Source organism: Alcanivorax profundi, assembly GCF_003597125.1.
In the GTDB taxonomy this organism is placed as follows: domain Bacteria; phylum Pseudomonadota; class Gammaproteobacteria; order Pseudomonadales; family Alcanivoracaceae; genus Alcanivorax; species Alcanivorax profundi.
The window spans coordinates 93,684-114,945 of the sequence record NZ_QYYA01000006.1; the positions used below are offsets into that span (position 1 = coordinate 93,684).

The 21,262-nt window shown below is 58.5% G+C and carries 23 protein-coding genes; 10 read left to right on the plus strand and 13 right to left on the minus strand.

From position 1 onward, the window contains the following. Window positions 1-2 precede the first annotated feature (2 nt). The 9 genes from D4A39_RS15525 to D4A39_RS15565 form a co-directional block, all read right to left on the minus strand. Window positions 3-1,235 (minus strand): GGDEF domain-containing protein, encoded by a 1,233-nt coding sequence (locus tag D4A39_RS15525; RefSeq protein WP_022983766.1) that lies wholly within the window; start codon window positions 1,233-1,235, stop codon window positions 3-5. 181 nt (window positions 1,236-1,416) lie between these two features. Next, the gene (locus D4A39_RS15530) at window positions 1,417-1,902 is read right to left on the minus strand and encodes a phosphatidylglycerophosphatase A family protein (protein ID WP_119918521.1); all 486 of its coding nucleotides are present in this window, start codon (window positions 1,900-1,902) and stop codon (window positions 1,417-1,419) included. A gap of 66 nt (window positions 1,903-1,968) precedes the next feature. Then, window positions 1,969-2,910: a thiamine-phosphate kinase gene (thiL, locus tag D4A39_RS15535; protein WP_233552499.1), complete on the minus strand. Its 942-nt coding sequence runs from the start codon at window positions 2,908-2,910 to the stop codon at window positions 1,969-1,971. 8 nt (window positions 2,911-2,918) lie between these two features. Next, window positions 2,919-3,371, minus strand: a complete 453-nt coding sequence (gene nusB, locus D4A39_RS15540; RefSeq protein WP_022983769.1) for a transcription antitermination factor NusB — start codon at window positions 3,369-3,371, stop codon at window positions 2,919-2,921. Between the two features lie 75 nt (window positions 3,372-3,446). After that, complete coding sequence (gene ribH, locus D4A39_RS15545; RefSeq protein ID WP_022983770.1) at window positions 3,447-3,917, minus strand: 6,7-dimethyl-8-ribityllumazine synthase; 471 nt, start codon at window positions 3,915-3,917, stop codon at window positions 3,447-3,449. A 66-nt stretch (window positions 3,918-3,983) separates the two neighbouring features. After that, complete coding sequence (gene ribBA, locus D4A39_RS15550) at window positions 3,984-5,093, minus strand: bifunctional 3,4-dihydroxy-2-butanone-4-phosphate synthase/GTP cyclohydrolase II (RefSeq protein WP_022983771.1); 1,110 nt, start codon at window positions 5,091-5,093, stop codon at window positions 3,984-3,986. A gap of 168 nt (window positions 5,094-5,261) precedes the next feature. Beyond that, the gene (locus D4A39_RS15555; RefSeq protein ID WP_022983772.1) at window positions 5,262-5,927 is read right to left on the minus strand and encodes a riboflavin synthase; all 666 of its coding nucleotides are present in this window, start codon (window positions 5,925-5,927) and stop codon (window positions 5,262-5,264) included. A gap of 171 nt (window positions 5,928-6,098) precedes the next feature. After that, a complete protein-coding gene (gene ribD, locus D4A39_RS15560) occupies window positions 6,099-7,214 on the minus strand; it encodes a bifunctional diaminohydroxyphosphoribosylaminopyrimidine deaminase/5-amino-6-(5-phosphoribosylamino)uracil reductase RibD (protein WP_022983773.1) in 1,116 nt (371 codons plus the stop codon). Window positions 7,215-7,223: 9 nt separating this feature from the next. Then, entirely contained in the window at window positions 7,224-8,192 is a 969-nt protein-coding gene (locus D4A39_RS15565; RefSeq protein WP_119918522.1) for a LysR family transcriptional regulator, read from the minus strand. Between the two features lie 94 nt (window positions 8,193-8,286). Between D4A39_RS15565 and D4A39_RS15570 the strand changes: the two genes are divergently transcribed. Further along, window positions 8,287-8,493: a hypothetical protein gene (locus D4A39_RS15570; protein ID WP_022983775.1), complete on the plus strand. Its 207-nt coding sequence runs from the start codon at window positions 8,287-8,289 to the stop codon at window positions 8,491-8,493. Then, the gene (locus tag D4A39_RS15575; RefSeq protein WP_022983776.1) at window positions 8,483-9,430 is read left to right on the plus strand and encodes a sodium-dependent bicarbonate transport family permease; all 948 of its coding nucleotides are present in this window, start codon (window positions 8,483-8,485) and stop codon (window positions 9,428-9,430) included. Before D4A39_RS15570 ends, D4A39_RS15575 begins: the two co-directional genes overlap by 11 nt. 112 nt (window positions 9,431-9,542) lie before the next feature. On the opposite strand, the gene nrdR is transcribed toward D4A39_RS15575, so the two are convergent. The 3 genes from nrdR to glyA all read right to left on the minus strand — a co-directional run bounded on the left by nrdR (window position 9,543) and on the right by glyA (window position 11,751). Then, window positions 9,543-10,025 carry a transcriptional regulator NrdR gene (gene nrdR / locus D4A39_RS15580; RefSeq protein WP_022983777.1) on the minus strand — a complete coding sequence of 161 codons (483 nt, stop codon included), beginning with the start codon at window positions 10,023-10,025 and terminating at the stop codon, window positions 9,543-9,545. 50 nt (window positions 10,026-10,075) lie between these two features. Further along, window positions 10,076-10,432 carry a four helix bundle protein gene (locus D4A39_RS15585; protein ID WP_022983778.1) on the minus strand — a complete coding sequence of 119 codons (357 nt, stop codon included), beginning with the start codon at window positions 10,430-10,432 and terminating at the stop codon, window positions 10,076-10,078. 62 nt (window positions 10,433-10,494) lie between these two features. Next, complete coding sequence (gene glyA, locus D4A39_RS15590; RefSeq protein WP_022983779.1) at window positions 10,495-11,751, minus strand: serine hydroxymethyltransferase; 1,257 nt, start codon at window positions 11,749-11,751, stop codon at window positions 10,495-10,497. A gap of 252 nt (window positions 11,752-12,003) precedes the next feature. Here glyA and ettA point away from each other — a divergent pair, with 252 nt between their 5' ends. The 8 genes from ettA (at window position 12,004) to D4A39_RS15630 (ending at window position 19,764) form a co-directional block, all read left to right on the plus strand. Next, on the plus strand, window positions 12,004-13,671 hold the full coding sequence (gene ettA / locus D4A39_RS15595) for an energy-dependent translational throttle protein EttA (RefSeq protein WP_022983780.1): 1,668 nt from the start codon (window positions 12,004-12,006) through the stop codon (window positions 13,669-13,671). A 208-nt stretch (window positions 13,672-13,879) separates the two neighbouring features. Next, the gene (locus D4A39_RS15600) at window positions 13,880-14,236 is read left to right on the plus strand and encodes a PilZ domain-containing protein (RefSeq protein WP_022983781.1); all 357 of its coding nucleotides are present in this window, start codon (window positions 13,880-13,882) and stop codon (window positions 14,234-14,236) included. A gap of 2 nt (window positions 14,237-14,238) precedes the next feature. Further along, the gene (locus D4A39_RS15605) at window positions 14,239-14,841 is read left to right on the plus strand and encodes an RNA polymerase sigma factor (RefSeq protein WP_022983782.1); all 603 of its coding nucleotides are present in this window, start codon (window positions 14,239-14,241) and stop codon (window positions 14,839-14,841) included. Then, window positions 14,835-15,065, plus strand: coding sequence for an anti-sigma factor family protein (locus tag D4A39_RS15610; protein WP_022983783.1), 231 nt, complete (start codon window positions 14,835-14,837; stop codon window positions 15,063-15,065). The genes D4A39_RS15605 and D4A39_RS15610 overlap by 7 nt, the downstream gene beginning before the upstream one ends. 60 nt (window positions 15,066-15,125) lie before the next feature. Further along, window positions 15,126-15,527, plus strand: coding sequence for a hypothetical protein (locus tag D4A39_RS15615; RefSeq protein ID WP_022983784.1), 402 nt, complete (start codon window positions 15,126-15,128; stop codon window positions 15,525-15,527). A gap of 166 nt (window positions 15,528-15,693) precedes the next feature. Further along, window positions 15,694-16,734, plus strand: a complete 1,041-nt coding sequence (locus D4A39_RS15620) for a methyltransferase domain-containing protein (protein WP_022983785.1) — start codon at window positions 15,694-15,696, stop codon at window positions 16,732-16,734. A 41-nt stretch (window positions 16,735-16,775) separates the two neighbouring features. After that, entirely contained in the window at window positions 16,776-18,920 is a 2,145-nt protein-coding gene (locus tag D4A39_RS15625) for a dihydrolipoyl dehydrogenase family protein (protein ID WP_022983786.1), read from the plus strand. Window positions 18,921-18,987: 67 nt separating this feature from the next. Next, complete coding sequence (locus D4A39_RS15630) at window positions 18,988-19,764, plus strand: DUF547 domain-containing protein (RefSeq protein ID WP_119918523.1); 777 nt, start codon at window positions 18,988-18,990, stop codon at window positions 19,762-19,764. A gap of 129 nt (window positions 19,765-19,893) precedes the next feature. Here D4A39_RS15630 and radA read toward each other — a convergent pair whose 3' ends face one another. Next, window positions 19,894-21,261, minus strand: a complete 1,368-nt coding sequence (gene radA / locus D4A39_RS15635; RefSeq protein WP_031225735.1) for a DNA repair protein RadA — start codon at window positions 21,259-21,261, stop codon at window positions 19,894-19,896. Window position 21,262 lies beyond the last annotated feature (1 nt).

Here is a 21,262-nt window from a genome sequence, read left to right on the forward strand (position 1 = left end):
CATTAATCGTCCGGCTTCGCAGTATCGCTAACCAGTCTGACCGGAGGAGGCGGAGAATACAGTTTCCAGGTATCACGGCCCGCGGTCTTCGCCTGATACAGGGCGCGATCGGCCGCCTCCAGTAACTGCTCAGCGCAATTCCGCTCCCCGGGCACCATCACCGCCGCTCCCACACTGATAGTCACCTCCCCCACGCGAGGGTTGGGCTTGTGCGGCATGCCCAGCATGCGTACGGCACGGCAAACACGCGATGCCAACTGCATGGCTTCCGCTTCCTCAACACCGGGGTAGAGCAACACAAACTCCTCTCCCCCGAAACGGGCAACAAGATCTCCGCCCCGGCGTCCATAGCGTCGCAGCTCGGTGGCCAGAGCCTGCAGACACTCATCCCCTTTCAAATGTCCATAGTGATCGTTGTAGTCCTTGAAATGATCCACATCGACCAGCATCACAGCGAGCGGTTTTTTCTCCCGCTTGCAGCGGCGCCATTCGCGCTCCAGAGCCTCATCAAAGAAGCGCCGGTTAGCCAGCGAAGTCAGACTATCCTCCCGGCTCAAACGGTGCAGACGATCGGCCAGTGCCTGTGTGCGTTGTTGCTGCCGGTAAAGCTGGCGCTGGTTAAAAAACAGTAATCGATCCCTCACCTCCGCGGTGTAGCACAGGAACATGCCAAGCAAACTGATCCCGGTGTAAGTCCGGTGAGCAATCTGCCAATCGATTCCTGCGCCAAAGCCCTCTGCCAGCATCCAGCCCAGCACGCCCCCGCCCCAACACGCCATTACAGCATGGGTGAATCGCAGCCCGACCATGGCATAGACAATCACCAACGCATAAATCACCGAAACGTGAGCCAGCTGGGTCTCTGCCGGACCATACAGAAACCCGGGGATGGCCATGGACAAGGTGACCGCCAGAAAACTGCCGATCCCGGCATAAAGAGGGAAATACCGATCAAGGGGTCGCAACTGGGCCATGCACCCGGCCACCAGCACAATGACCCCTACCCAGATGTAGGTACCCAGCCAGCGACCACGTACTGCTTCCGGGGCCAACGCATAAATCCCGGTAATTAACAGCACATAGAGAAGTAAAATATAAAAGGCATTGACCCGGAACGCCGTTACGGCCTCCCGACAATGATAATCACGGTACTCACGTTCCAGCCGCCGGGGAAACCGTAACCAGCGAACCCCCGGCACTACCACCCGACGAAATCGGGGATCTGTGCCTGACATGGCAATTCCTTTGCGCCGCCCGTATGCAACTACAGGCAATTGCTTAATGATATCAGGCTAGAAAGGAATGGCCTCGCAGGCCAGCAGGAAAGTGTGAACGGTACCAGCAAAACGATATCAGGCTGTGGCCTGAAACGGCGCAAAATCCATGACAAAAAAATGACAACCCTTAAACCGGTCGCTAGCCGGCGAAGGCTGGCACATAGAACAGCAGCAGCTGCATGACGGCGGCGGCATACACCCCCGCGAGCAGATCATCCACCATAATACCCAGCCCGCCATCAACGCGCCGATCCAGCCAGCCAATAGGCCAGGGTTTGATAATATCGAAGAAACGGAACGCCAGAAAACCGGCCAGCGCCCCCCAGGGGGTAACCGGTACTGCAATCATGGTCACGAGCAAGCCCGCAATTTCATCCCAGACAATGCCCGGGTGATCATGCACATTCATGTCATGGGAGGTCTTGCCGCACAGGTAAGGGCCAACAGCGATCACCAGCGCCGTCACTGCCAGGTACCCCCACAACGGCAACTGGGCGCACAACCACCAGATAGGCATCGCTGCCACTGTCCCGAAGGTGCCCGGCGCCACCGGTGCCAAGCCTGAGCCAAAACCAAAGGCCAGAAAGTGCACCGGGTTACTCATCTTGGGGCGTTTCAGTTCCATTCCATTCCTCGGTGGCCCGGGGCCATTGGCTTCGTGTTGTCTATTCTTGTCATGAGGCAGCGACACTCAGAAATGTTGCCACCCCCCCAGCGTCAGCGGGACAGGCTGGCCCAGCAAATTATTCAGACGAACGCCGGGCTGCGACTCCACCGTACCAATACGATGACACCCTTCTGGCAGCGTCGTGCGCGGATCGATAGTGAACAGCAATACATAATCATCCCCGCCCTGAAGCTGCAACTGGCGCTGGGTCTGCGCATCGCAGTCAACCAGCAATGGCGAGCCCAATGGCAACCACGCTTCGTCCAGCAAGGCACCCAGCCCACCGGAGGCAGTGAGGATATGCCCCAGATCCGCGACGGTGCCATCGGAGATATCAATACAGGCTGTTGCACTACCCCGCAGCGCCTGCCCCAACGCCAGCTGGGGCACCGGCCGCCGGAAATGCGTCACCGCTGCACCCTCGCGCTGCCCTTGCTGCCAATGTTGCAGCCCCAGCAACCCGGCGCCCGTGACCCCCCCCACGCAGATGGCATCACCGACCTGCGCACCACTGCGACGCAGCGCCTGCCCGGCCGGCACGGCACCCGTTGCCTGAATGGAAACCGACAAGGGGCCACGGGTCACATCGCCGCCCACCAGCGAAATCCCCGTGGCATCTGCCAATTCGAACAGGCCGGCAGCAAAACCTTCAAGCCAGGCCTCATCCACCTCCGGCAGCGTTAACGACAGCAGGAACCATAATGGCTGCGCGCCCATGGCCGCCAGATCCGACAGGTTCACTGCCAGACAACGATACCCCACGTCGGCGGCAGCCATATCCAACGGAAAATGCCGCCCTGCCAGGCTGGTGTCCTGGGTCAGCACCAGTTCGTGCCCGACAGGCGGAGTCACAATGGCCGCATCATCACCGGGACCCGCAACCACCGAGTCCCCCTGGGCATGATGAAAATAGCGCCGGATGAGAGCAAACTCATCCAGCGCTACAGAGGTGGGCGGGGAACTCACGACAACGCTTATTCGTCGCGGGTGTGGCGCTCGGCGGTTTCCGCATAGCGCAACTTGCGCGCCAGCTTGTCGAGCACACCGTTGACATATTTGAAGGACTCTTCCGCACCAAATACCTTGGCAAGCTCGATCCCTTCGTTGATGACCACCCGGTAGGGAACGTCCTGGCGCTCTTTCAGTTCGAAAGCGCCGATACGCAGAATCGCCTTCTCCACCTGGGAGAGCTCTTCCACCCGTCGGTCCAGGAAAGGGGTAAGCAACTCGTCCAGCTCCTTCACCTGCCCGGGCACTCCGTGCAACAGGTCATGAAAGTAGCCACGATCCGCCTTGGCGAAATCGTTGTTCGCCAGAAACTGGGCTTCAATATCCGTCACACTGGCCCCGGCCAGCTGCCACTGGTACAGCGCCTGCAGGGTAAAACGTCGTGCCTTGCGACGGGCGGCGGGTGTTGCTTCGCTCATAACACTCTCTATGGTGCGTCTAACGCCAGGGAGGCCTTACGCGGTGCTTCCCGCGAGAAGGCCAAGCCCGGCTTCTTACAGGGATTTGAACAGGGAAACCATTTCCAGCGCGCACATGGCCGCTTCTGCGCCCTTGTTGCCCGCCTTGGTACCGGAACGCTCGATGGCCTGCTCAATGGTATCCACCGTCAGTACACCGAAGATCACCGGCACGCCCGTGGCATTCTGCACACCGGCCAGCCCCTTGGCGGCTTCGCCCGCCACGTATTCGAAGTGGGCAGTGCCCCCACGGATGACCGCGCCCAGGGTAATGACCGCGTCGTAGTCACGCTTCTCGATCACTTTCTTCACGGCCACTGGCAGCTCCCAGGCACCGGGTACGCGGATCACTTCGATGTCATCACGGCTGACACCATGACGCACCAGCGCATCGATCGCGCCATCCAGCAGGGCTTCGACCACAAAGCTGTTGAAGCGGGCGACAACGATGCCGTAACGGCCACCGACGTTATTCAGGGTACCTTCGAGAGTCTTGATGTTTTGCATGTGTAATCCTCGCTAACACACTTTGCGCAAACACGCCGGCCACCAGGGCGACGTGCCGACGCCAGTTTAACTGTCTGCTTCCACGTACTCGGTAATTTCCAGGTCGAAACCGCTGAGGGCATTAAAGCGCATGGGAGAGCTCAGCAGGCGCATCTTGCGCACACCCAGGGCCTTGAGAATCTGGGAACCGGTACCGATGTTGCGATAAGCACGGGACTCGCCCTTGGGCTTGCGGGTGCCGCCGCCGAAGAACGTATCAAGGCGGTCGACCATGTCCTGGGAGTCGTAATCCTGCCCCAGAATAATCACCACCCCGGCATCCGAGCCGGAAACTTCTTCCAGTACTCGGTGCATGTTCCAGCCGGTACGGCCATTCATCTTGGCGCTCATCAGGTCGCGCAGCGGATCCACCTGATGCACGCGCACGGTGACCACCTGCTCTTCACTGATCTCGCCTTTGACCAACGCCACATGAGTGAGGCCGTCAACGGTGTCGCGGAACGCCACCAAACGGAAATCGCCATACCAGGTATCCAGTTCATTATCGGACACCTGTTCAATGGTTTTCTCATTCAGGGCGCGATACTGGATCAGGTCGGCAATGGTGCCGATCTTGAGATTGTGCTCCTTGGCGAACACTTCCAGATCTTCCCGACGGGCCATGGAGCCATCTTCATTCATGACTTCACAGATCACCCCGGCAGGTTCACAGCCGGCCAGCTGGGCCAGATCGCAGGACGCCTCGGTGTGACCCGCGCGGCGCAATACACCGCCCGGCTCTGACATCAGCGGAAAAATGTGCCCGGGCTGGACAATATCGTAGGCGCGAGCATTACGCGCTACCGCAGCCTGCACCGTGCGAGCCCGGTCTGCCGCAGAAATCCCGGTGGTCACCCCTTCACGAGCCTCGATAGAGACGGTGAATTTAGTGCCAAAACCACTGCCATTGCTTTGCACCATCAGCGGCAGCTCCAGCAGCTCACAGCGCTCACGGGACATGGGCATACAGATCAGGCCACGGCCGTACTTGGCCATGAAATTGATGGCCTGGGCATCCACATGCTCCGCCGCCATCACCAGGTCGCCTTCGTTTTCCCGGTCCTCGTCATCCATCAGAATAACCATCTTTCCCTGACGGATATCTTCGATCAGTTCTTCAATCGTGTTGAGCTGCATAACTTCACTCGCTGTTGGAGTTGAAAGTTTAAAGTTCAAAGTTGAAAAGCGAAGATCAGGCACACGCCTGTTGAGCCATGCAATGCCCGCGTCTTACCGGTAATTGCAGTGCTCACCTTTCAGCCTCGCACTGCTCTTAACCGCGGTTTAACTTTCAACTTTTAACTTTCAACTGCCTTTTAAAAACCCGTTTTCCGCCAAAAACGCCATGGAAATTCCTTGGGATGTGGGCTCGGCGGCCTTCTCTCCCAGCAACAGGCGCTCCAGGTAGCGGGCGATTATATCAACTTCCAGGTTCACTGGCGTCCCCACCTTCCACTGGCCGATGGTGGTCACATCCTGGGTGTGCGGGATGATATTCAGGGAAAAAACCGCCCCGGCAACACTGTTCACCGTGAGACTGATGCCATCCACCGTAATGGAGCCCTTGTGAGCGATGTACTTGGCCAGCTCGGCCGGGGCCTCAATATCGATGCGTACGGAGCGTGCATCCTGTTTCATTTCGACGATCTTGCCGAGCCCATCCACATGCCCGCTGACCAGGTGACCACCCAGACGGGTGGTGGGTGTGAGCGCCTTTTCCAGATTGACCTTGCTGCCCACGCTGATCTGCTTCAGGGATGTCAGTGACAGGGTTTCACCAGACACATCCGCCGCGAAGGCCCCACCGGGCAAGGCGGTCGCCGTCAGGCAGACCCCATTCACGGCAATGGAATCGCCCAGCTGTACATCGCTGAAATCCAGCTCGTCGCTTTGAATCAGCAGGGTCACATCGCCCCCCTTGGGGGTCATGGATGCCACCTTGCCCATGGCTTCAATAATGCCGGTAAACATGCAAAAACCTCTTCCTCTCTCCGTAGGAGCGTCGCTCGCGGCGCGATAATTAGGGTGAGAAGCGAAAACCTTCAGACCGTGCCATCTTTTGGTTTTGCCTTTCGAAACTCGTAGCTCGCAACTCGATACTGCTTGATCGCGCCGCCAGCGACGCTCCTACAGCAGGGTTTGTCAGGCCGGAACCAGCGTCAGACGCAGGTCATTCCCTACCATCCGCACATCCTGCCATCTCAGCGCCACCTTTTCGCTCATGCTGGCCAGCTGCGGCAAGCCCAACAACGGGCGGGCCGACGAGCCCAGCAAGGCGGGTGCCATATAGACAATCAGTTCATCAAACAGGCCTTCGCGCACGAACGCGCCTGCCAGCGTGGCGCCACATTCTACCAGCACTTCATTGCATTCGCGCCGGTGCAATTCCCTAAGCAGCTGTTGCAGATCAATTCCCGAGCCGGATGCGGGCAGATGCATCACTTCCGCCCCTGCCGACTCCAGCGCATTCTGGCGCCCTCGATGCTGTTCACCGGCAATCACCAGGCAATGCCCCGGGGCACTGACCACCGGCACATCCGGCGGCGTTTTCAGGGTCCGGTCCAGAATCACGCGCAGGGGCTGGCGCACCCAGTCACTGCCATAATCGGCGCAAGCCCATTGCTCCGCTCTCACCGTGTAGGAGGGACGGTCCGCCAGCACCGTGCCCACCCCAGTAATGACCGCAGAGCTGCGCGCCCGCAATCGCTGCACGTCTTCCCGGGCTGCCGGCCCGGTGATCCACTGCGACTCGCCACTGGCCATGGCCGTACGGCCATCTACGCTGGCGGCAATCTTGATACGATTGAAGGGGCGCTGACGGGTCATGCGCGAGATAAAACCGGGATTGAGCGCTTGTGCCTCGGCCTCCAGCAACCCGGACGCCGTCTCGATGCCGGCATCGGCCAACCGCTGCAGCCCCTGACCCGCCACCCGGGGATTGGGATCTTCCATGGCCGCCACCACCCGTGCCACACCGGCCTCGACCAGCGCATCGGCACAGGGGCCCGTTCGACCGGTGTGGGAGCATGGCTCCAGCGTCACGTAGGCCGTGGCACCGCGAGCCTGTTCACCCGCCGCGGCCAGCGCATGCCGCTCGGCATGAGGCTCACCGGCACGGTAATGACATCCCTCACCGACAACCACCCCATCACGCACCAATACACACCCGACCCGGGGGTTAGGGTCGGTGGTATAAAGAGCGCGGCGAGCCAACTGCAAAGCCCGCGCCATCATCTGACGGTCAAAGTCGGTGAACATGGGAGTATTCTACTGGATCACAGGGCGGGATGTCGCAACAAAGCGATCGCTATCATCAACAAAGTTCGCCAGCACCTCTCTACCCTCTTTTTCCATAAAGTGCTGGAAAGCCTGAGCTATCACAGACAGGCGCTTACCTGCAGGGCGCACAAGATGCCACTGGGTCATGATGGGGAGCCCCTGAACAGGCAAGGGAGCAAGCCCMACCCMCCCCCCCAGATTGAGGGTATGCGCTGACAGGATGGAAATCCCCAACCCGGCCATCACCGAGTGCCGGATGGCTTCATTGCTCTCTACGGTCATCTTCACATTCAATGAATACCCATGCTGAATCAGGTATTGCTCAATGGCGTGGCGAGTACCGGAGCCGGACTCGCGCATCAGAAAAGGGACCGAGGCGACATCCTGAAAATGCAGGGACTCCGCCTGTGCTAACGGATGATTCTCAGCCGCAATAGCCACCAACGGATTATCCAGAAATGCAGCCGAATCCAGGGACAATCCCCCGGGGACATGGCTGAACACATAAAAATCGTCCAGCCCCTCTTCCAGTCGATCAATAATCTGCCCTCGATTGCCCACGTGAAAAGAGACGTCGACACCGGGATAACGTTGACAAAAAGGGCCCAGTAGATGGGGGACAAAATATTTGGCTGTGGTAACCACTGACAACCGCAGCGTCCCCGCTTTAAGGCCACGCAGGTCCGCCAAGGTCATATCCAGCAGCGCGAACTCCTCCATCACCCGCCTCGCGGAGGCCACAGCAGCCAGCCCGGCATCCGTAAAACGCAACTTGCGGCCGTGCTGCTCATACAAGGCAACCCCCATGGCATCGGCAAGCTTGTGCAGCTGGGCCGACACGGTCGGCTGGGTAAGATGCAAGGCAGACGCGGCGCCTGTCACGCTGCCCGCCTCGTGAACCGCCAGCAGAATTTCCAACTGTCTCAGCGTTCCCACACGGGCATGAAGCCGGCTCATTCATAGATCCTTATCTATATAAAAGCTAGATAGTATCTATTTTTATCTAACATTCAATCTATTGATAATGGCCCCGCTTACTATTGGAGGCCCCATGTCACAGCTCACCCGCCAACGCCTTTTTATCAGCCTGGTCGCCCTGCTCAACCTCTTCCTTGCCGCCGTACTGGTCCTCAATCACCATGACGGCTTACCGTTGGCCGTCATCGGGATCGTATTGCTGCCTCTCGCCTGGCTGACCGGTCGCCAACCCTCGGTGAGCGCTCTCCCCCTCACGGAGACTGACAACCATGCAGCTTGATGCCGTAGTGCTGTTCTTCGTGGCAGGACTGATCGCCGGAGTATTGAAAGTCAGGATCCCTTTCCCCACCAGCCTCTACCAAAGCCTCACGCTGTTCCTGCTGCTGGCCATTGGATTAAAAGGCGGTGCCGCTCTGGCTGAACACGCCGACGCACGAATCATCGTGCAATCCCTTCTGGTGATCAGTTTTGGGGCCGTCCTGCCGTTGCTGGCGTTCCCGCTGCTGCGACACATTGGCGGGCTCGACCGGACCAACGCTGCGGCTATTGCAGCCCATTACGGCAGTGTCAGCGTCGCCACCTACGCCGTCGCCGTCGCCGTTCTCGATGCCAGCGGCGTCAGCTATGAAGCCTATTTCCCCTTGTTTGTAGTGCTACTGGAGATTCCCGCCATTATCGTCGGCCTGCTGCTGGCCAAAGGGCTGTCTGCAGGCATTGCCAACCGCGAGCTGGCACACGAGACACTGCTCAGCCCTGGCATTGTTGTAATGGTGGGAGGTCTGCTGATCGGCGCTTTTTCGGGGGACACACTCACGAAAGTGTCGCCGTTTTTCATGGAGTTGTTTCAGGGTGTGCTGGCCCTGTTCCTGCTGAAAATGGGACTGATCACGACCGAACAGCTTGGCGCGCTCAAACAGGACGGCCCTTTTCTGGCAGCCTTCGGGGTGTTTATGCCACTGCTGGCCGGCACCCTTGGCGGATTACTCGCACACGGACTGGGACTCTCCGTTGGGGGAATTACCCTGCTGGCCGTGCTGGGCGCCAGCGCATCTTACATTGCCGTCCCTGCAGCAATGCGCGTGGCCCTGCCGCAGGCCAATGCAACCCTCTCCATGGCAGCATCACTCGGCATCACTTTCCCGTTTAATGTTCTGGCCGGTATCCCTTTGTATTTATTGCTTGCACAGTGGCTGCAAGGAAGTGGAATCAGCGGGTGACCCACCCCATGGCAAGGCAAAATACCTGGCCGGAAATCACTGATGCAGGCAACAGAAACGGCGTCAGGGGCACCGTTGCAGCCATGCGGCCCTGTCAGAATGGGCTGAAACCCTATTTTGCCTGATCCTCGTCACGACTGCCGCCCTTGCTGCGCAGACGATCCACCTCAGCTGAGAACTCGGAAATATCCTGAAAGCTGCGGTAAACAGAGGCAAAACGGACATAGGCCACATCGTCCAGCTGTTGCAGCTCTTCCATCACGAATTCACCCAGCTCCCTGGCCGGCAGCTCCCGCTCGCCCGTGGCTCGCAGGCGGTGGCAGACCCGGCTGATCGCCGCTTCCAGATCTTCCATGCTCACCGGCCGCTTCTCCAGCGCCCGCAGCATCCCTGCGCGCAGCTTGGCCTCATCAAACGGCTGGCGAGTGCCGTCGGACTTCACCAACCGGGGCATCACCAACTCAGCGGTCTCGAACGTGGTAAAACGCTCATTACAGCTCAAACACTCCCGCCGCCGACGCACCTGCCCACCATCGGCAACCAGACGGGAATCAATCACCTTGGTGTCCTGGGCTGAGCAGAATGGGCAATACATACAAACCTCAGTGAATAGTTAACAGTGAACAGTTAATAGCGAAACACCCATTATCTTCGACTTTTTGTCGTTTTGATAATGGCTATCAGCAACCGCAACAGCTCGCGACAATCTGCCTGCAAAGAATCACCTGCAAGCTCATTGAAGTAACCCGAGTCCGACAACAGATCAATCCAGTAATCCGTTTCGTTGGCCTCTTTCAAGGCAATGTGCATCTTATGAATAAAATCATCCCGGCTCTCGGCATACTCCGCCTCTCTCACCAGAGCGCCAATGGCCGTTCCGCTGCGCAGCAACTGCTTACTGAGCACATATTCCTTCTTTACCGTTTGCAGATACTGGAAACTTTTTACTACCCGCAACGCAAAAGCGCGGGATTTCTCCCGCGCCACAAACCGGTCCGTCATCCATGACCCCCGTTTTTTCTGCTTTTAGCTGTTAACTTTTCACTGTTAACTGTTCACTAATCTCAGCGCTCGTAAACCGGCAAACGCGCACAAATTTCCTTCACCTTACCCTTAACAGCGTCAATCACAGACTCATCGCCCATATTGTCGAGGATGTCGCAGATCCAGCCGGCCAGCTCTTTGGCGTCAGCTTCGTTGAAGCCGCGACGGGTGATGGACGGGGAGCCGATCCGCAGACCGGAGGTGACGAACGGGGAACGCGGGTCGTTGGGCACGGCGTTCTTGTTCACGGTGATGTTGGCACGACCCAGGGCCGCGTCGGCATCTTTACCGGTGATGTCCTGCTTGATCAGGCTGAGCAGGAACAGGTGGTTCTCGGTGCCGTTGGAGACCACGTCAAAACCCCGCTCGATGAACACGCCGGCCATGGCCTGGGCGTTCTTGACGACCTGCTCCTGGTAGCCCTTGAAGTCAGACTGCATGGCTTCCTTGAAACAGATCGCCTTGGCGGCAATCACGTGCTCCAGCGGGCCACCCTGACCACCCGGGAAAACCGCAGAGTTGATCTTCTTCTGAATCTCTTCGTTGGCCTTGCCCATGATCAGGCCACCACGGGGACCGCCCAGGGTCTTGTGAGTGGTGGTGGTGGTGATATCGGCAATGCCCACCGGGCTCGGGTACACACCCGCAGCGACCAGACCGGCCACGTGGGCCATGTCCACCAGCAGGATCGCGCCCACTTCGTCGGCAATGTCACGGAAACGCTGCCAGTCCACCACTTGCGAGTAGGCAGAGAAACCGGCCACGATCATCTTCGGCTTGTGCTCACGAGCCAGGCTTTCTACCTGCGCGTAGTCGATCAGGCCGGTCTCGTTGTCCAGGCCATACTGGATGGCGTTATAGGTCTTGCCGGAGAAGTTCGGCTTGGCACCGTGGGTCAGGTGACCACCCGCGTCCAGGCTCATGCCCAGCACGGTATCCCCCGCCTGCAGGACGGCCATGTAGACCGCGGCATTGGCCTGAGAACCGGAGTGCGGCTGCACGTTGGCCCAATCGGCCCCGAACAGTTCACAGGCACGGTCGATCGCCAGCTGCTCAACCACATCCACATTCTCGCAACCACCGTAGTAGCGCTTGCCCGGGTAGCCTTCGGCGTACTTGTTGGTCAGTACGGAGCCCTGGGCTTCCATGACCCGCGGGGAGGCATAGTTTTCAGAGGCAATCAGCTCGATGTGCTCTTCCTGACGGACTTCCTCGGCCTTGATGGCGGCCTGGATTTCAGGATCAAACTCGGCGATGGACATGGATTTCGGGAACATGGGCTACCCTACGCAGTCATTGGTGGATTCAGGGGCGCGTATTCTAACCAAAACCGGCCATAAAGACACATGAAGACGCCTCATGGGAACTGGCCGGTCGTCTCATGCTCAACGCGCGGCCAAAACCGCCGCGCAATGGACCCTGCGGCCTTTCACTTGAGGGCGCTTTCCGTTAGCTTAGGCGCCATTCCGCCGGGGTTCGCGGCTGCTGCGCCCATCCCCGCACACTTAACGACATTGCGGTCGGAGTTTATGAGCCAGTACATCTTCACCATGGACAAGGTGGGCAAGGTTGTCCCGCCGAAGAAGCACATCCTCAAAGACATTTCCCTGTCGTTCTTCCCCGGCGCCAAGATCGGCGTACTGGGCCTGAACGGGTCGGGTAAATCCACCCTGCTCAAGATCATGGCCGGGGTGGACAAGGATTTCCTGGGTGAAGCACGGCCGCAGCCGGGCACCAACATCGGTTACCTGCCCCAGGAGCCGGAACTGGACCCGAACAAAAACGTCCGTGAAATCGTGGAAGAGGCCCTGTCCGAGATCCTGGAGGCACAGCAACGCCTGGAAGAGGTGTATGCCGCCTATGCCGAGGAAGACGCGGATTTTGACAAGCTGGCCGCCGAGCAGGCCCGGCTCGAAGCCATCATTGAAACCAGTGACGCCCATAACCTGGAGCGCAAACTGGAGATCGCCGCCGACGCCCTGCGTCTGCCGCCGTGGGACGCCAGCGTCAAGAACCTGTCCGGGGGGGAACGCCGCCGCGTGGCTCTGTGCCGCCTGATCATGAGCGCCCCGGACATGCTGCTGCTGGACGAACCGACCAACCATCTGGATGCCGAATCCGTAGCCTGGCTGGAGCGTTTCCTGCACGAATTCCCCGGCACCGTGGTGGCAGTAACCCACGACCGTTACTTCCTCGATAACTCCTGTGAGTGGATTCTGGAACTGGACCGCGGCGAAGGGATTCCCTGGAAGGGGAACTATTCCTCCTGGCTGGAGCAGAAAGAACAGCGTCTGGAGCAGGAAGCCAAGTCTGAATCCGCCCACCGAAAGACCGTGGAAAAGGAACTGGAGTGGGTGCGCCAGAACCCGAAAGGCCGGCGCGCCAAGAACAAGGCCCGTGTGGCGGCGTTCGAGGAACTGGCCAGTCAGGAATTCCAGAAGCGCAACGAGACCCAGGAACTGTATATCCCGCCCGGCGAGCGTCTCGGTGAGCAGGTCTTTGAGCTGAACGGGGTGGCCAAGGAATTCGACCACAAGCTGCTCTACGAAGACCTGAGCTTCAAGGTGCCACGCGGCGCCATCGTCGGCATCATCGGCCCCAACGGGGCCGGTAAGACCACCCTGTTCCGCATGCTGGCGGGCCAGGAAACCCCGGACAAGGGCGAAATCACCACCGGTGAAACTGTGCAGATGGCCTACGTGGATCAGAGCCGCGAAGACCTGGAAGGCAAGAAGACCGTGTGGGAAGAAGTGTCCGACGGCAACGATATCCTGCGCATCGGCAACTACGAAGTCCCCAGCCGTGCCTACCTGGGCCGCTTCAACTTCAAGGGCGGCGACCAGCAGAAGCGGGTCGGCGACCTGTCCGGTGGTGAGCGCAACCGTCTGCACCTGGCCAAACTGCTCAAGCAGGGCGCCAATGTGCTGCTCCTCGATGAGCCCACCAACGATCTGGACGTGGAAACCCTGCGGGCTCTGGAAGAAGCCCTGCTGGCATTCCCCGGCTGTGCCATTGTCATTTCTCACGATCGCTGGTTCCTGGACCGTGTCGCCACCCACATCCTTTCCTTTGAAGGGGATGCTAAAGTGGAGTGGTTTGAAGGCTCCTACACCGAGTACGAAGAGTTCAAGCGCAAGCAGCTGGGCGATGAAGCCTTGCAGCCCAAGCGCATGAAGTACAAGCGAATTGATGTCTAGCAAGCGGGTTCGCCCTTTCTATGGGGCAGCCGGGAAGCCCCCGGGGAGCCGGAGCGCAGCTGCTGCGCTCTGCCGCCAGGAAAGGGAACGACCATGTTCGTCGCAACAAAACACAATAGCTGCATCTTTCTGGCTGCGCTGAGCCTGCAAGTGGCTTTTCAGCGGCAGGCAAGAAGCCATTGCGGTGATCTGATCAGGACAGTCGCTCATGAATGAAAGGCGCAGAGCCGGACGTGTCGATTTCGACGGAGAGGCGGAGCTGCTGTTTGAGCAGGACCGTCACGATGTTGAGCTCCAGGATATCTCCATTTCCGGGGCTCGAGTGATCTGCACCACCCCTCTCGCTCTCCCTGACGACGCTTCGGTAACGCTGCAGATTGCCTTTGATGACAGCGACCTGACCCTCACTCTGCCTGGCAGGGTGATTCGCCAGGCAGCCATGGAGGTAGGTATCCACTTCGAACGACCCGATGTGGATGTCATGCAGCACTTGCGTCGTCTGGTCGCCCTGCATCAGGGCGAAGACGGCGACGACGATCCGGCTTCGATACTGAGCGAGGACTAGCCTTGGATATTGACGCCCCGAAGTTCGTCGCCCGGCTGCAGCGAGGGGACAACACAGCCTTCGCTCAACTGGTACAACACCAGCATAACTACCTGCTTGCCACAGCACGCAGCATGCTCTCCCATGCCGATGCCGAAGAGGCCGTGCAAGATGCCTGGATTGCCATTCATCGCGCAATTGGCAAATTCGAGGGACGCAGTCAATTAAGAACCTGGTTAACACGCATTGTCATCAATCAGGCTCGCATGATGCTCCGCAAGCAGGGTCGGGAGATTCAGTTCGACCCCACCAGCGAAGAAGACCCTCTGGCGCACCGTTTCAGAGAAGGCGGACACTGGCAGGATGGCCCCAGACAATGGGATCTCGGCGGGCCGGACGCCCTGTTAACCCGTGATGAACTTCGTCACTGCATGGCAAGATGTCTTGAGAGAATGCCGGAAAATCAGCGTCTGGTGCTGGAACTACGGGATCTGCAAGGCATGGATTTCGATGCCATCTGTAACATGCTGGATATCAGTGCATCCAATGTCCGTGTGCTGCTACACCGTGCCCGTGCCAGGCTGTTCGAGCTGGTGGACCATTTCCAGGAGACAGGCGAATGCTGAAGTGCAAAGAGGTCGTTGAAAAAGCAGACGCCCTCGTGGATGGCATGCCATTAAGCTGGCGAGAGCGCCTTGCCATGCGTCTGCATTTGATTATGTGCCACCATTGCCGGCGCTACATCCGGCAGCTAAATGCTTTGGTGACCAGCCTGCCCCATGAGCCCCAGCCCCTGGACGATGAACAGACGAAACGCATCCTGAAGAAGATCGATTCCCCAGGGAATTAGCCGTTTCCAGACACGACCGAGCAGCAGCCGCATTCCCTTTGTTGACTGACAAGGAATTCAATGGAACGCAAACTCGCTATCTCGTTGCTCTCACTCCGTATCGGGGTATTCGTGGTCATGTTCATGTGGACACTTGATAAATTCATCAACCCCGCCCACACCGGGAAAGTGTTCGCCAAGTTTTATGGCCTCGAGGGACTCGGAGGCGAGGCCCTTACAGTGCTGGCCTGCCTGCAACTTGTTATTGTTTTGGCATTTGCGGCGGGAGCGCTGCGCCGGTACAGCTACGGAGCCATACTGCTAATGCATGCGGGCTCCACCTTTTCCTCATGGCGCCAGTACCTTGATCCGTTCGACCACCTGCTGTTCTTTGCCGCCTGGCCCATGCTGGCAGCGTGCCTGGCACTTTACCTGCTGCGTGAACATGACACCTTGCTGAGCCTTGATCAGCAGTTCCGCTAATGCGCGACCAAGTCGCTCCGGCGGCATCACGTCCGCACCATGTTCACGCACCCTTTAGCTTGTCGCGGCCAGACTACTGAGTCATTCTGGAAGCTATCGCTGTAACGTTCATGCATCAGCGGCATCCATTTTGAGAACCCACACACGCGACTCAGGAGCCCTCGCAATGCGCGAAGATGTTCAGGATTACTATGGCAAGCAGCTGCAATCCAGTGCCGACCTGCAAACCAATGCCTGTTGCGATCAGGCGCCCCCCGAACACTTGAAACCCCTGCTTGCCCGTCTGCATGACGAGGTCGTCAGCCGCTACTATGGCTGCGGACTGGTGGCCCCCGAACAACTCCAGGGGATGCGCATTCTGGATCTGGGTTCCGGCTCTGGTCGCGATGTATACCTGCTGTCTGCACTGGTCGGGGAGCAGGGCGAAGTCGTCGGCGTCGACATGACCGACGAACAACTGGAGGTCGCCCGCCGTCACCAGGATTATCATCGTGACGCATTCGGTTACACCAACAGCAATGTGCGCTTTTTAAAAGGCTACATTGAAGCGCTCGACACCCTGGATCTGGAAGACGGCTATTTTGATATCGTCATCTCCAACTGTGTAATCAACCTGAGCACCGACAAGGCAAAAGTGCTCAGGGATGTGAAACGCTTGCTCAAACCGGGCGGCGAGTTTTATTTCTCCGACGTCTATGCTGACCGGCGGGTACCTGTCGCACTGGTAAATGATCCCGTACTCTACGGGGAGTGCCTTTCCGGCGCGCTCTACTGGAATGACTTTATCAATCTTGGCAAACGCTGCGGCTTTGCCGACCCGCGCCTGGTGGAATCACGTCGCCTCACCATTGAAAACCCGGCCATAGAGAGAAAGCTTGGCCGCATTCGCTTTTACTCCGCCACCTACCGCTTGTTTAACATCGACAACCTGGAGCCTGCCTGCGAAGACTACGGCCAGGCGGTGGTCTACAAGGGCACCCTGGAAAACTGCCCGCATGCCTTCATGCTCGACGACCATCACATTATCGAAACCGGCAAAGTTTTCCCGGTCTGCGGCAACACCTGGCTCATGCTGGAACAAAGTCGTTTTGCGGAACACTTCGACTTTATCGGACACTTCGATACGCACTACGGCATCTTTGAAGGCTGCGGATTGAATGTCCCTTTTGAGGACAATGAAGATAGCGGCGCGGCCAGCTGCTGCTGAATCGCCATGCGAGCACGACTTTTACTAACCAAGGACGCCCCATGAACCTCAAAAAAGCGCTGTTAGTTGTCATCATCGCCGCGCTCGTTGCCAGCTACTTTATCTTCGATCTGGGGCAGTTTTTTAGCCTGGAGTATCTGAAAGAGCAGCAAGGCGCCTTTGATGCCCTGTATGCCGACAACCCCGCGCTGGTGCTGGGGGCGTTTTTTGCCGCTTACGTCGCGGTAACGGCTCTGAGCCTGCCCGGCGCCGCCATCATGACCCTCGCCGCCGGCGCCCTGTTCGGTTTTGCCGTTGCGCTGGTGCTGGTGTCATTTGCCTCTTCCATTGGCGCCACCCTGGCCTTTCTGGCCTCCCGTTTTCTGTTCAGGGATACCGTGCAGCAACGCTTCGGCGAGCGCCTGAAAAAAATCAATCAGGGCATCGAAAAGGAAGGCGCCTTTTACCTTTTCACCCTGCGGCTGGTGCCTGCCTTTCCGTTCTTTGTGATCAACCTGGTCATGGGGCTGACCCCCATCAAGACACGCACATTTTACTGGGTCAGCCAGATTGGCATGCTGGCCGGCACCGCTGTGTACGTGAATGCGGGCACCCAGCTTGGGCAAATCGACAGCCTTGGCGGCCTGCTTTCTCCACAACTCTTGGGCGCCTTTGTCCTGCTCGGGATTTTCCCGTGGATCGCCAAGGCCATCATGGCACGGTTGCAAGCCCGCAAGGTTTACGCCGGCTGGCGCAAACCCAAAACCTTTGACCGTAATCTGATCGTCATTGGTGCCGGCTCCGCAGGCCTGGTGAGTGCCTACATTGCCGCCATGGTAAAAGCCAAAGTCACCCTGATCGAGAAACACAAGATGGGCGGCGACTGCCTCAATACGGGCTGCGTTCCCTCCAAGGCACTGATCAAAAGCGCCCGGGTCGCCTACCACGACAAACAGGCAGACCAATACGGTTTTGACAGCATCTCCAGCCAGTTTCACTTCCCTCGTCTGATGAAACGGGTACACAAGGTCATCGAGACGATCGAACCCCACGATTCCGTGGAGCGCTACACCGAACTGGGGGTGGATTGCCGCCAGGGAGAGGCACGCCTTGTCTCCCCATGGGAAGTGGAAATCCGCAACGGCGACCAGGTCGAAACACTCACCGCCCGTAGCATCATTATCGCCACCGGCGCCCGCCCCTTTGTGCCGCCCATCCCCGGCATCGAAAAGATGGACATTCTTACCTCCGATAACCTGTGGCAGCTAGAGGAACAACCCAAACGCCTTCTGGTACTGGGTGGCGGCCCCATCGGTTGCGAACTTGCGCAGACCTTTGCGCGACTGGGCAGCGATGTCACCCAGGTGGAAATGCTGCCTCGACTGATGATCCGTGAGGACGAGGAAGCCAGCCGGATCGTGACCCGCTCTCTGCAGGACAGTGGCGTCACCGTGCTGACCAATCATAAGGCCGTGCGCTTCTGCCACGACAATGGCGAGAAGGTTCTATACGTGGAGCAGGATGGCCAGGAAAGCGCCCTGCCCTTCGATCAGGTGCTGGTGGCCGTTGGCCGCAAAGCCAACACCGACGGACTGGGCCTCGATGCCCTTCAGCTGCCCACCGACACCAATGGGACCCTCCAGACCAACGAGCGACTGCAAAGCCGCTACCCGAATATTTATGCCTGCGGCGATGTGGCTGGCCCTTACCAGTTCACCCATACCGCCTCTCACCAGGCCTGGTATGCCGCGGTGAATGCCCTGTTTGGATTTCTTAAATCGTTCAAGGTGGATTATCGCGTGATCCCCTGGTGCACCTTTACCGACCCGGAAGTGGCTCGTGTGGGCATCAATGAGCAGGAAGCTATCGAGCAAGGGATCGAGCATGAGGTTACCCGCTACGGCATCGATGACCTGGATCGGGCCATCGCCGACAGTGCAGACTTGGGCTATGTGAAAGTGCTGACCGCCAAAGGCAGCGACAAGATTCTCGGGGTTACCATTGTCGGCCAGCACGCCGGCGAGCTGATTGCCGAGTATGTGCTGGCCATGAAACACGGACTGGGCCTGAACAAGATCCTTGGCACCATTCACATCTACCCGACTATGGCCGAGGCCAACAAATTCGCCGCAGGCGAATGGAAAAAAGCCCGCAAGCCGGAAGGCCTGCTACGCTGGGTAGAAAAACTGCACGCCTGGCGCCGGTAATTCACTCGGTGCACCCACAAGCCACAAGGGAAGAACATTGAGAAATTGGATACCAAGGGAGACGACCATGCGCATGATGCTTCAAATCGTCCTGCTGATCGTCAGCGGACCATTATTGGCCTTCGACCACAGCGGCTGGAATACACTGCTTGCCGAGCATGTCGCCCCCCTGCGCGGTGGCGTGGCAACCGCCGTAGACTATGCCGGCATGCGCCGCGATCAGGAGCAACTCGACGCTTACCTGGAGAGTTTGTCAGGGGTTTCCATACAGGGCTTCAAGGATTTCAGCCGTGATGAGAAGCTGGCTTTTCTGATCAATGCCTATAACGCCTACACCATCAAGCTGATCCTGCTTGAAGACACACCGGACTCCATTCGTGATATCGGCAATTTCCTTTCCGGTCCCTGGGACAAGGAGTTCATTTTCCTGCTCGGCAAAGCACGTACTCTTGACGAACTGGAGCACGAAATGATCCGCGGCAACCCGGACTTGTTGGACCCGCGCATTCACTTCGCGGTGAACTGCGCCTCCATCGGCTGCCCTGCCCTGCGCCCGGAGGCTTATACCGCCGACAACCTGGAGGCCCAGCTGGAAGACAGCACCAGAAAATTCCTCAGTGACAAACAACGCAACCGGTTCAACGCCGACAAAAACGCCTTGGAAGTATCGAAAATTTTTGATTGGTACGAAGAAGATTTCGAAAACGCCGCCGGCAGCCTGGCAGAATACCTGCTGCCCTACGCCGATAAACTAGGGGTACCGGAAGAAAAACGGCAGTTGATGAAAAATGATGACATCACCATCCGCCACCTGGACTACAACTGGAAGTTGAACAAACAGTAGCGGGACGCCCTGCGCGCGTTCCTTCGCTCAACACGTTGAGCCTCCTGCAAAACATCCCCCTTTCACCTGCCTCGTGAGGGGTTTCAAGTTTTTAGCTATTAATTATTCACTGTTAACTATTAACTGCTCTTAGAGGTATTCCAGCGCCTGCGCCACATTGCTCACCCCAATCACCTCCACCCCCTCCGGCAAATTCCTGGGCAGGTTCGCTTTTGGCACAATCGCTTTCTTGAAGCCATGTTTCACCGCCTCATGGAGACGCTCCTGCCCCTGGGGTACCGGACGAATCTCACCGGACAGCCCCACCTCACCGAAGACCACCAGTTCCCGCTCCAGTGCCCGGTCGCGGAAGCTGGAGACAATGGCAAGCACCTGCGCCAGGTCCGCTGCGGTTTCCGTCACCTTCACACCGCCCACCACATTCATGAACACATCCTGGTCGCCCACCTGAATGCCGCCATGGCGATGCAGCACCGCCAGCAACATGGCCAGCCGGTTCCCCTCCAGGCCGACACAAACCCGGCGGGGGTTACCAAAGTGGGAAGCATCCACCAGCGCCTGCAACTCAACCAGCAGCGGACGCGTACCCTCCCAGACCACCGTCACCAGTGATCCCGAAGCAATCTCGTCGGCACGGTTAAGGAAAATTGCCGAGGGGTTTTTCACTTCTTTCAGGCCTTCGCCCGTCATGGCAAAGACACCCAGTTCATTCACCGCCCCAAAGCGGTTTTTCAAGCCCCGCAGCGTCCGGAAACGGGAATCCGTAGATCCTTCCAGCATCAGCGAACAATCGATCATGTGTTCCAGCACCTTGGGGCCAGCCAGGGTTCCGTCCTTGGTCACATGCCCCACCAGCAACAACACCGTGCCCGTCTGCTTGGCGAAACGCGTCAACGCAGCGGCACATTCCCGGACCTGAGCCACACTGCCGGGGGCAGATTGCAGCGCTGAGAGATACATAACCTGGATGGAATCCACCACCAGAATCCGCGGCTGCTCCTTGCGGGCCAGCTCAAGGATTTGCTCCACATCGGTTTCCGCCGCCAGTCGCAACTTGTCCTTGGGTAATTTCAGACGATCCGCGCGCATGGCCACCTGGGAGAGCGATTCCTCACCAGTGATGTAAAGGGACTTCTGGGTGTCCGCCAGCTTGCACAGGGTCTGCAACAACAGGGTGGATTTTCCCGCGCCCGGGTGCCCCCCGATCAGAATGGCCGACCCCGGTACCAGACCACCGCCCAGCACCCGATCCAGCTCCCCCATACCGGAACCAATGCGCGGCGTTTCCTCCAGCACAATGTCGTTGAGGTTTTGCACCTCTGAGAGCTGACCGCTAAAACCACCACGGCTACCCGCCCCTTTTGACGCAGGAGTAGCCGGGTCGTGAACGAATTCCTGCAAGGTATTCCAGGCACCGCAGGAGGGGCACTGCCCCTGCCATTTCGGCGTATCTCCACCACATTCCGTGCAGACAAAAGCGACTTTTTTCTTGGCCATG

Excerpts from the sequence above, each read along its gene's own strand:
- D4A39_RS15620 (WP_022983785.1), top strand. The coding sequence starts at position 15,694 with ATGCGCGAAGATGTTCAGGATTACTATGGCAAGCAGCTGCAATCCAGT.
- D4A39_RS15630 (WP_119918523.1), top strand. The coding sequence starts at position 18,988 with ATGCGCATGATGCTTCAAATCGTCCTGCTGATCGTCAGCGGACCATTA.
- D4A39_RS15600 (WP_022983781.1), top strand. The coding sequence starts at position 13,880 with ATGAATGAAAGGCGCAGAGCCGGACGTGTCGATTTCGACGGAGAGGCG.
- nrdR (WP_022983777.1), bottom strand. The coding sequence starts at position 10,025 with ATGTATTGCCCATTCTGCTCAGCCCAGGACACCAAGGTGATTGATTCC.
- D4A39_RS15530 (WP_119918521.1), bottom strand. The coding sequence starts at position 1,902 with ATGGAACTGAAACGCCCCAAGATGAGTAACCCGGTGCACTTTCTGGCC.
- ettA (WP_022983780.1), top strand. The coding sequence starts at position 12,004 with ATGAGCCAGTACATCTTCACCATGGACAAGGTGGGCAAGGTTGTCCCG.
- nusB (WP_022983769.1), bottom strand. The coding sequence starts at position 3,371 with ATGAGCGAAGCAACACCCGCCGCCCGTCGCAAGGCACGACGTTTTACC.
- D4A39_RS15615 (WP_022983784.1), top strand. The coding sequence starts at position 15,126 with ATGGAACGCAAACTCGCTATCTCGTTGCTCTCACTCCGTATCGGGGTA.
- D4A39_RS15570 (WP_022983775.1), top strand. The coding sequence starts at position 8,287 with ATGTCACAGCTCACCCGCCAACGCCTTTTTATCAGCCTGGTCGCCCTG.
- D4A39_RS15625 (WP_022983786.1), top strand. The coding sequence starts at position 16,776 with ATGAACCTCAAAAAAGCGCTGTTAGTTGTCATCATCGCCGCGCTCGTT.
- D4A39_RS15575 (WP_022983776.1), top strand. The coding sequence starts at position 8,483 with ATGCAGCTTGATGCCGTAGTGCTGTTCTTCGTGGCAGGACTGATCGCC.
- D4A39_RS15585 (WP_022983778.1), bottom strand. The coding sequence starts at position 10,432 with ATGACGGACCGGTTTGTGGCGCGGGAGAAATCCCGCGCTTTTGCGTTG.
- ribBA (WP_022983771.1), bottom strand. The coding sequence starts at position 5,093 with ATGCAGCTCAACACGATTGAAGAACTGATCGAAGATATCCGTCAGGGA.
- D4A39_RS15610 (WP_022983783.1), top strand. The coding sequence starts at position 14,835 with ATGCTGAAGTGCAAAGAGGTCGTTGAAAAAGCAGACGCCCTCGTGGAT.
- radA (WP_031225735.1), bottom strand. The coding sequence starts at position 21,261 with ATGGCCAAGAAAAAAGTCGCTTTTGTCTGCACGGAATGTGGTGGAGAT.
- glyA (WP_022983779.1), bottom strand. The coding sequence starts at position 11,751 with ATGTTCCCGAAATCCATGTCCATCGCCGAGTTTGATCCTGAAATCCAG.
- D4A39_RS15525 (WP_022983766.1), bottom strand. The coding sequence starts at position 1,235 with ATGTCAGGCACAGATCCCCGATTTCGTCGGGTGGTAGTGCCGGGGGTT.
- ribH (WP_022983770.1), bottom strand. The coding sequence starts at position 3,917 with ATGCAAAACATCAAGACTCTCGAAGGTACCCTGAATAACGTCGGTGGC.
- ribD (WP_022983773.1), bottom strand. The coding sequence starts at position 7,214 with ATGTTCACCGACTTTGACCGTCAGATGATGGCGCGGGCTTTGCAGTTG.
- D4A39_RS15555 (WP_022983772.1), bottom strand. The coding sequence starts at position 5,927 with ATGTTTACCGGCATTATTGAAGCCATGGGCAAGGTGGCATCCATGACC.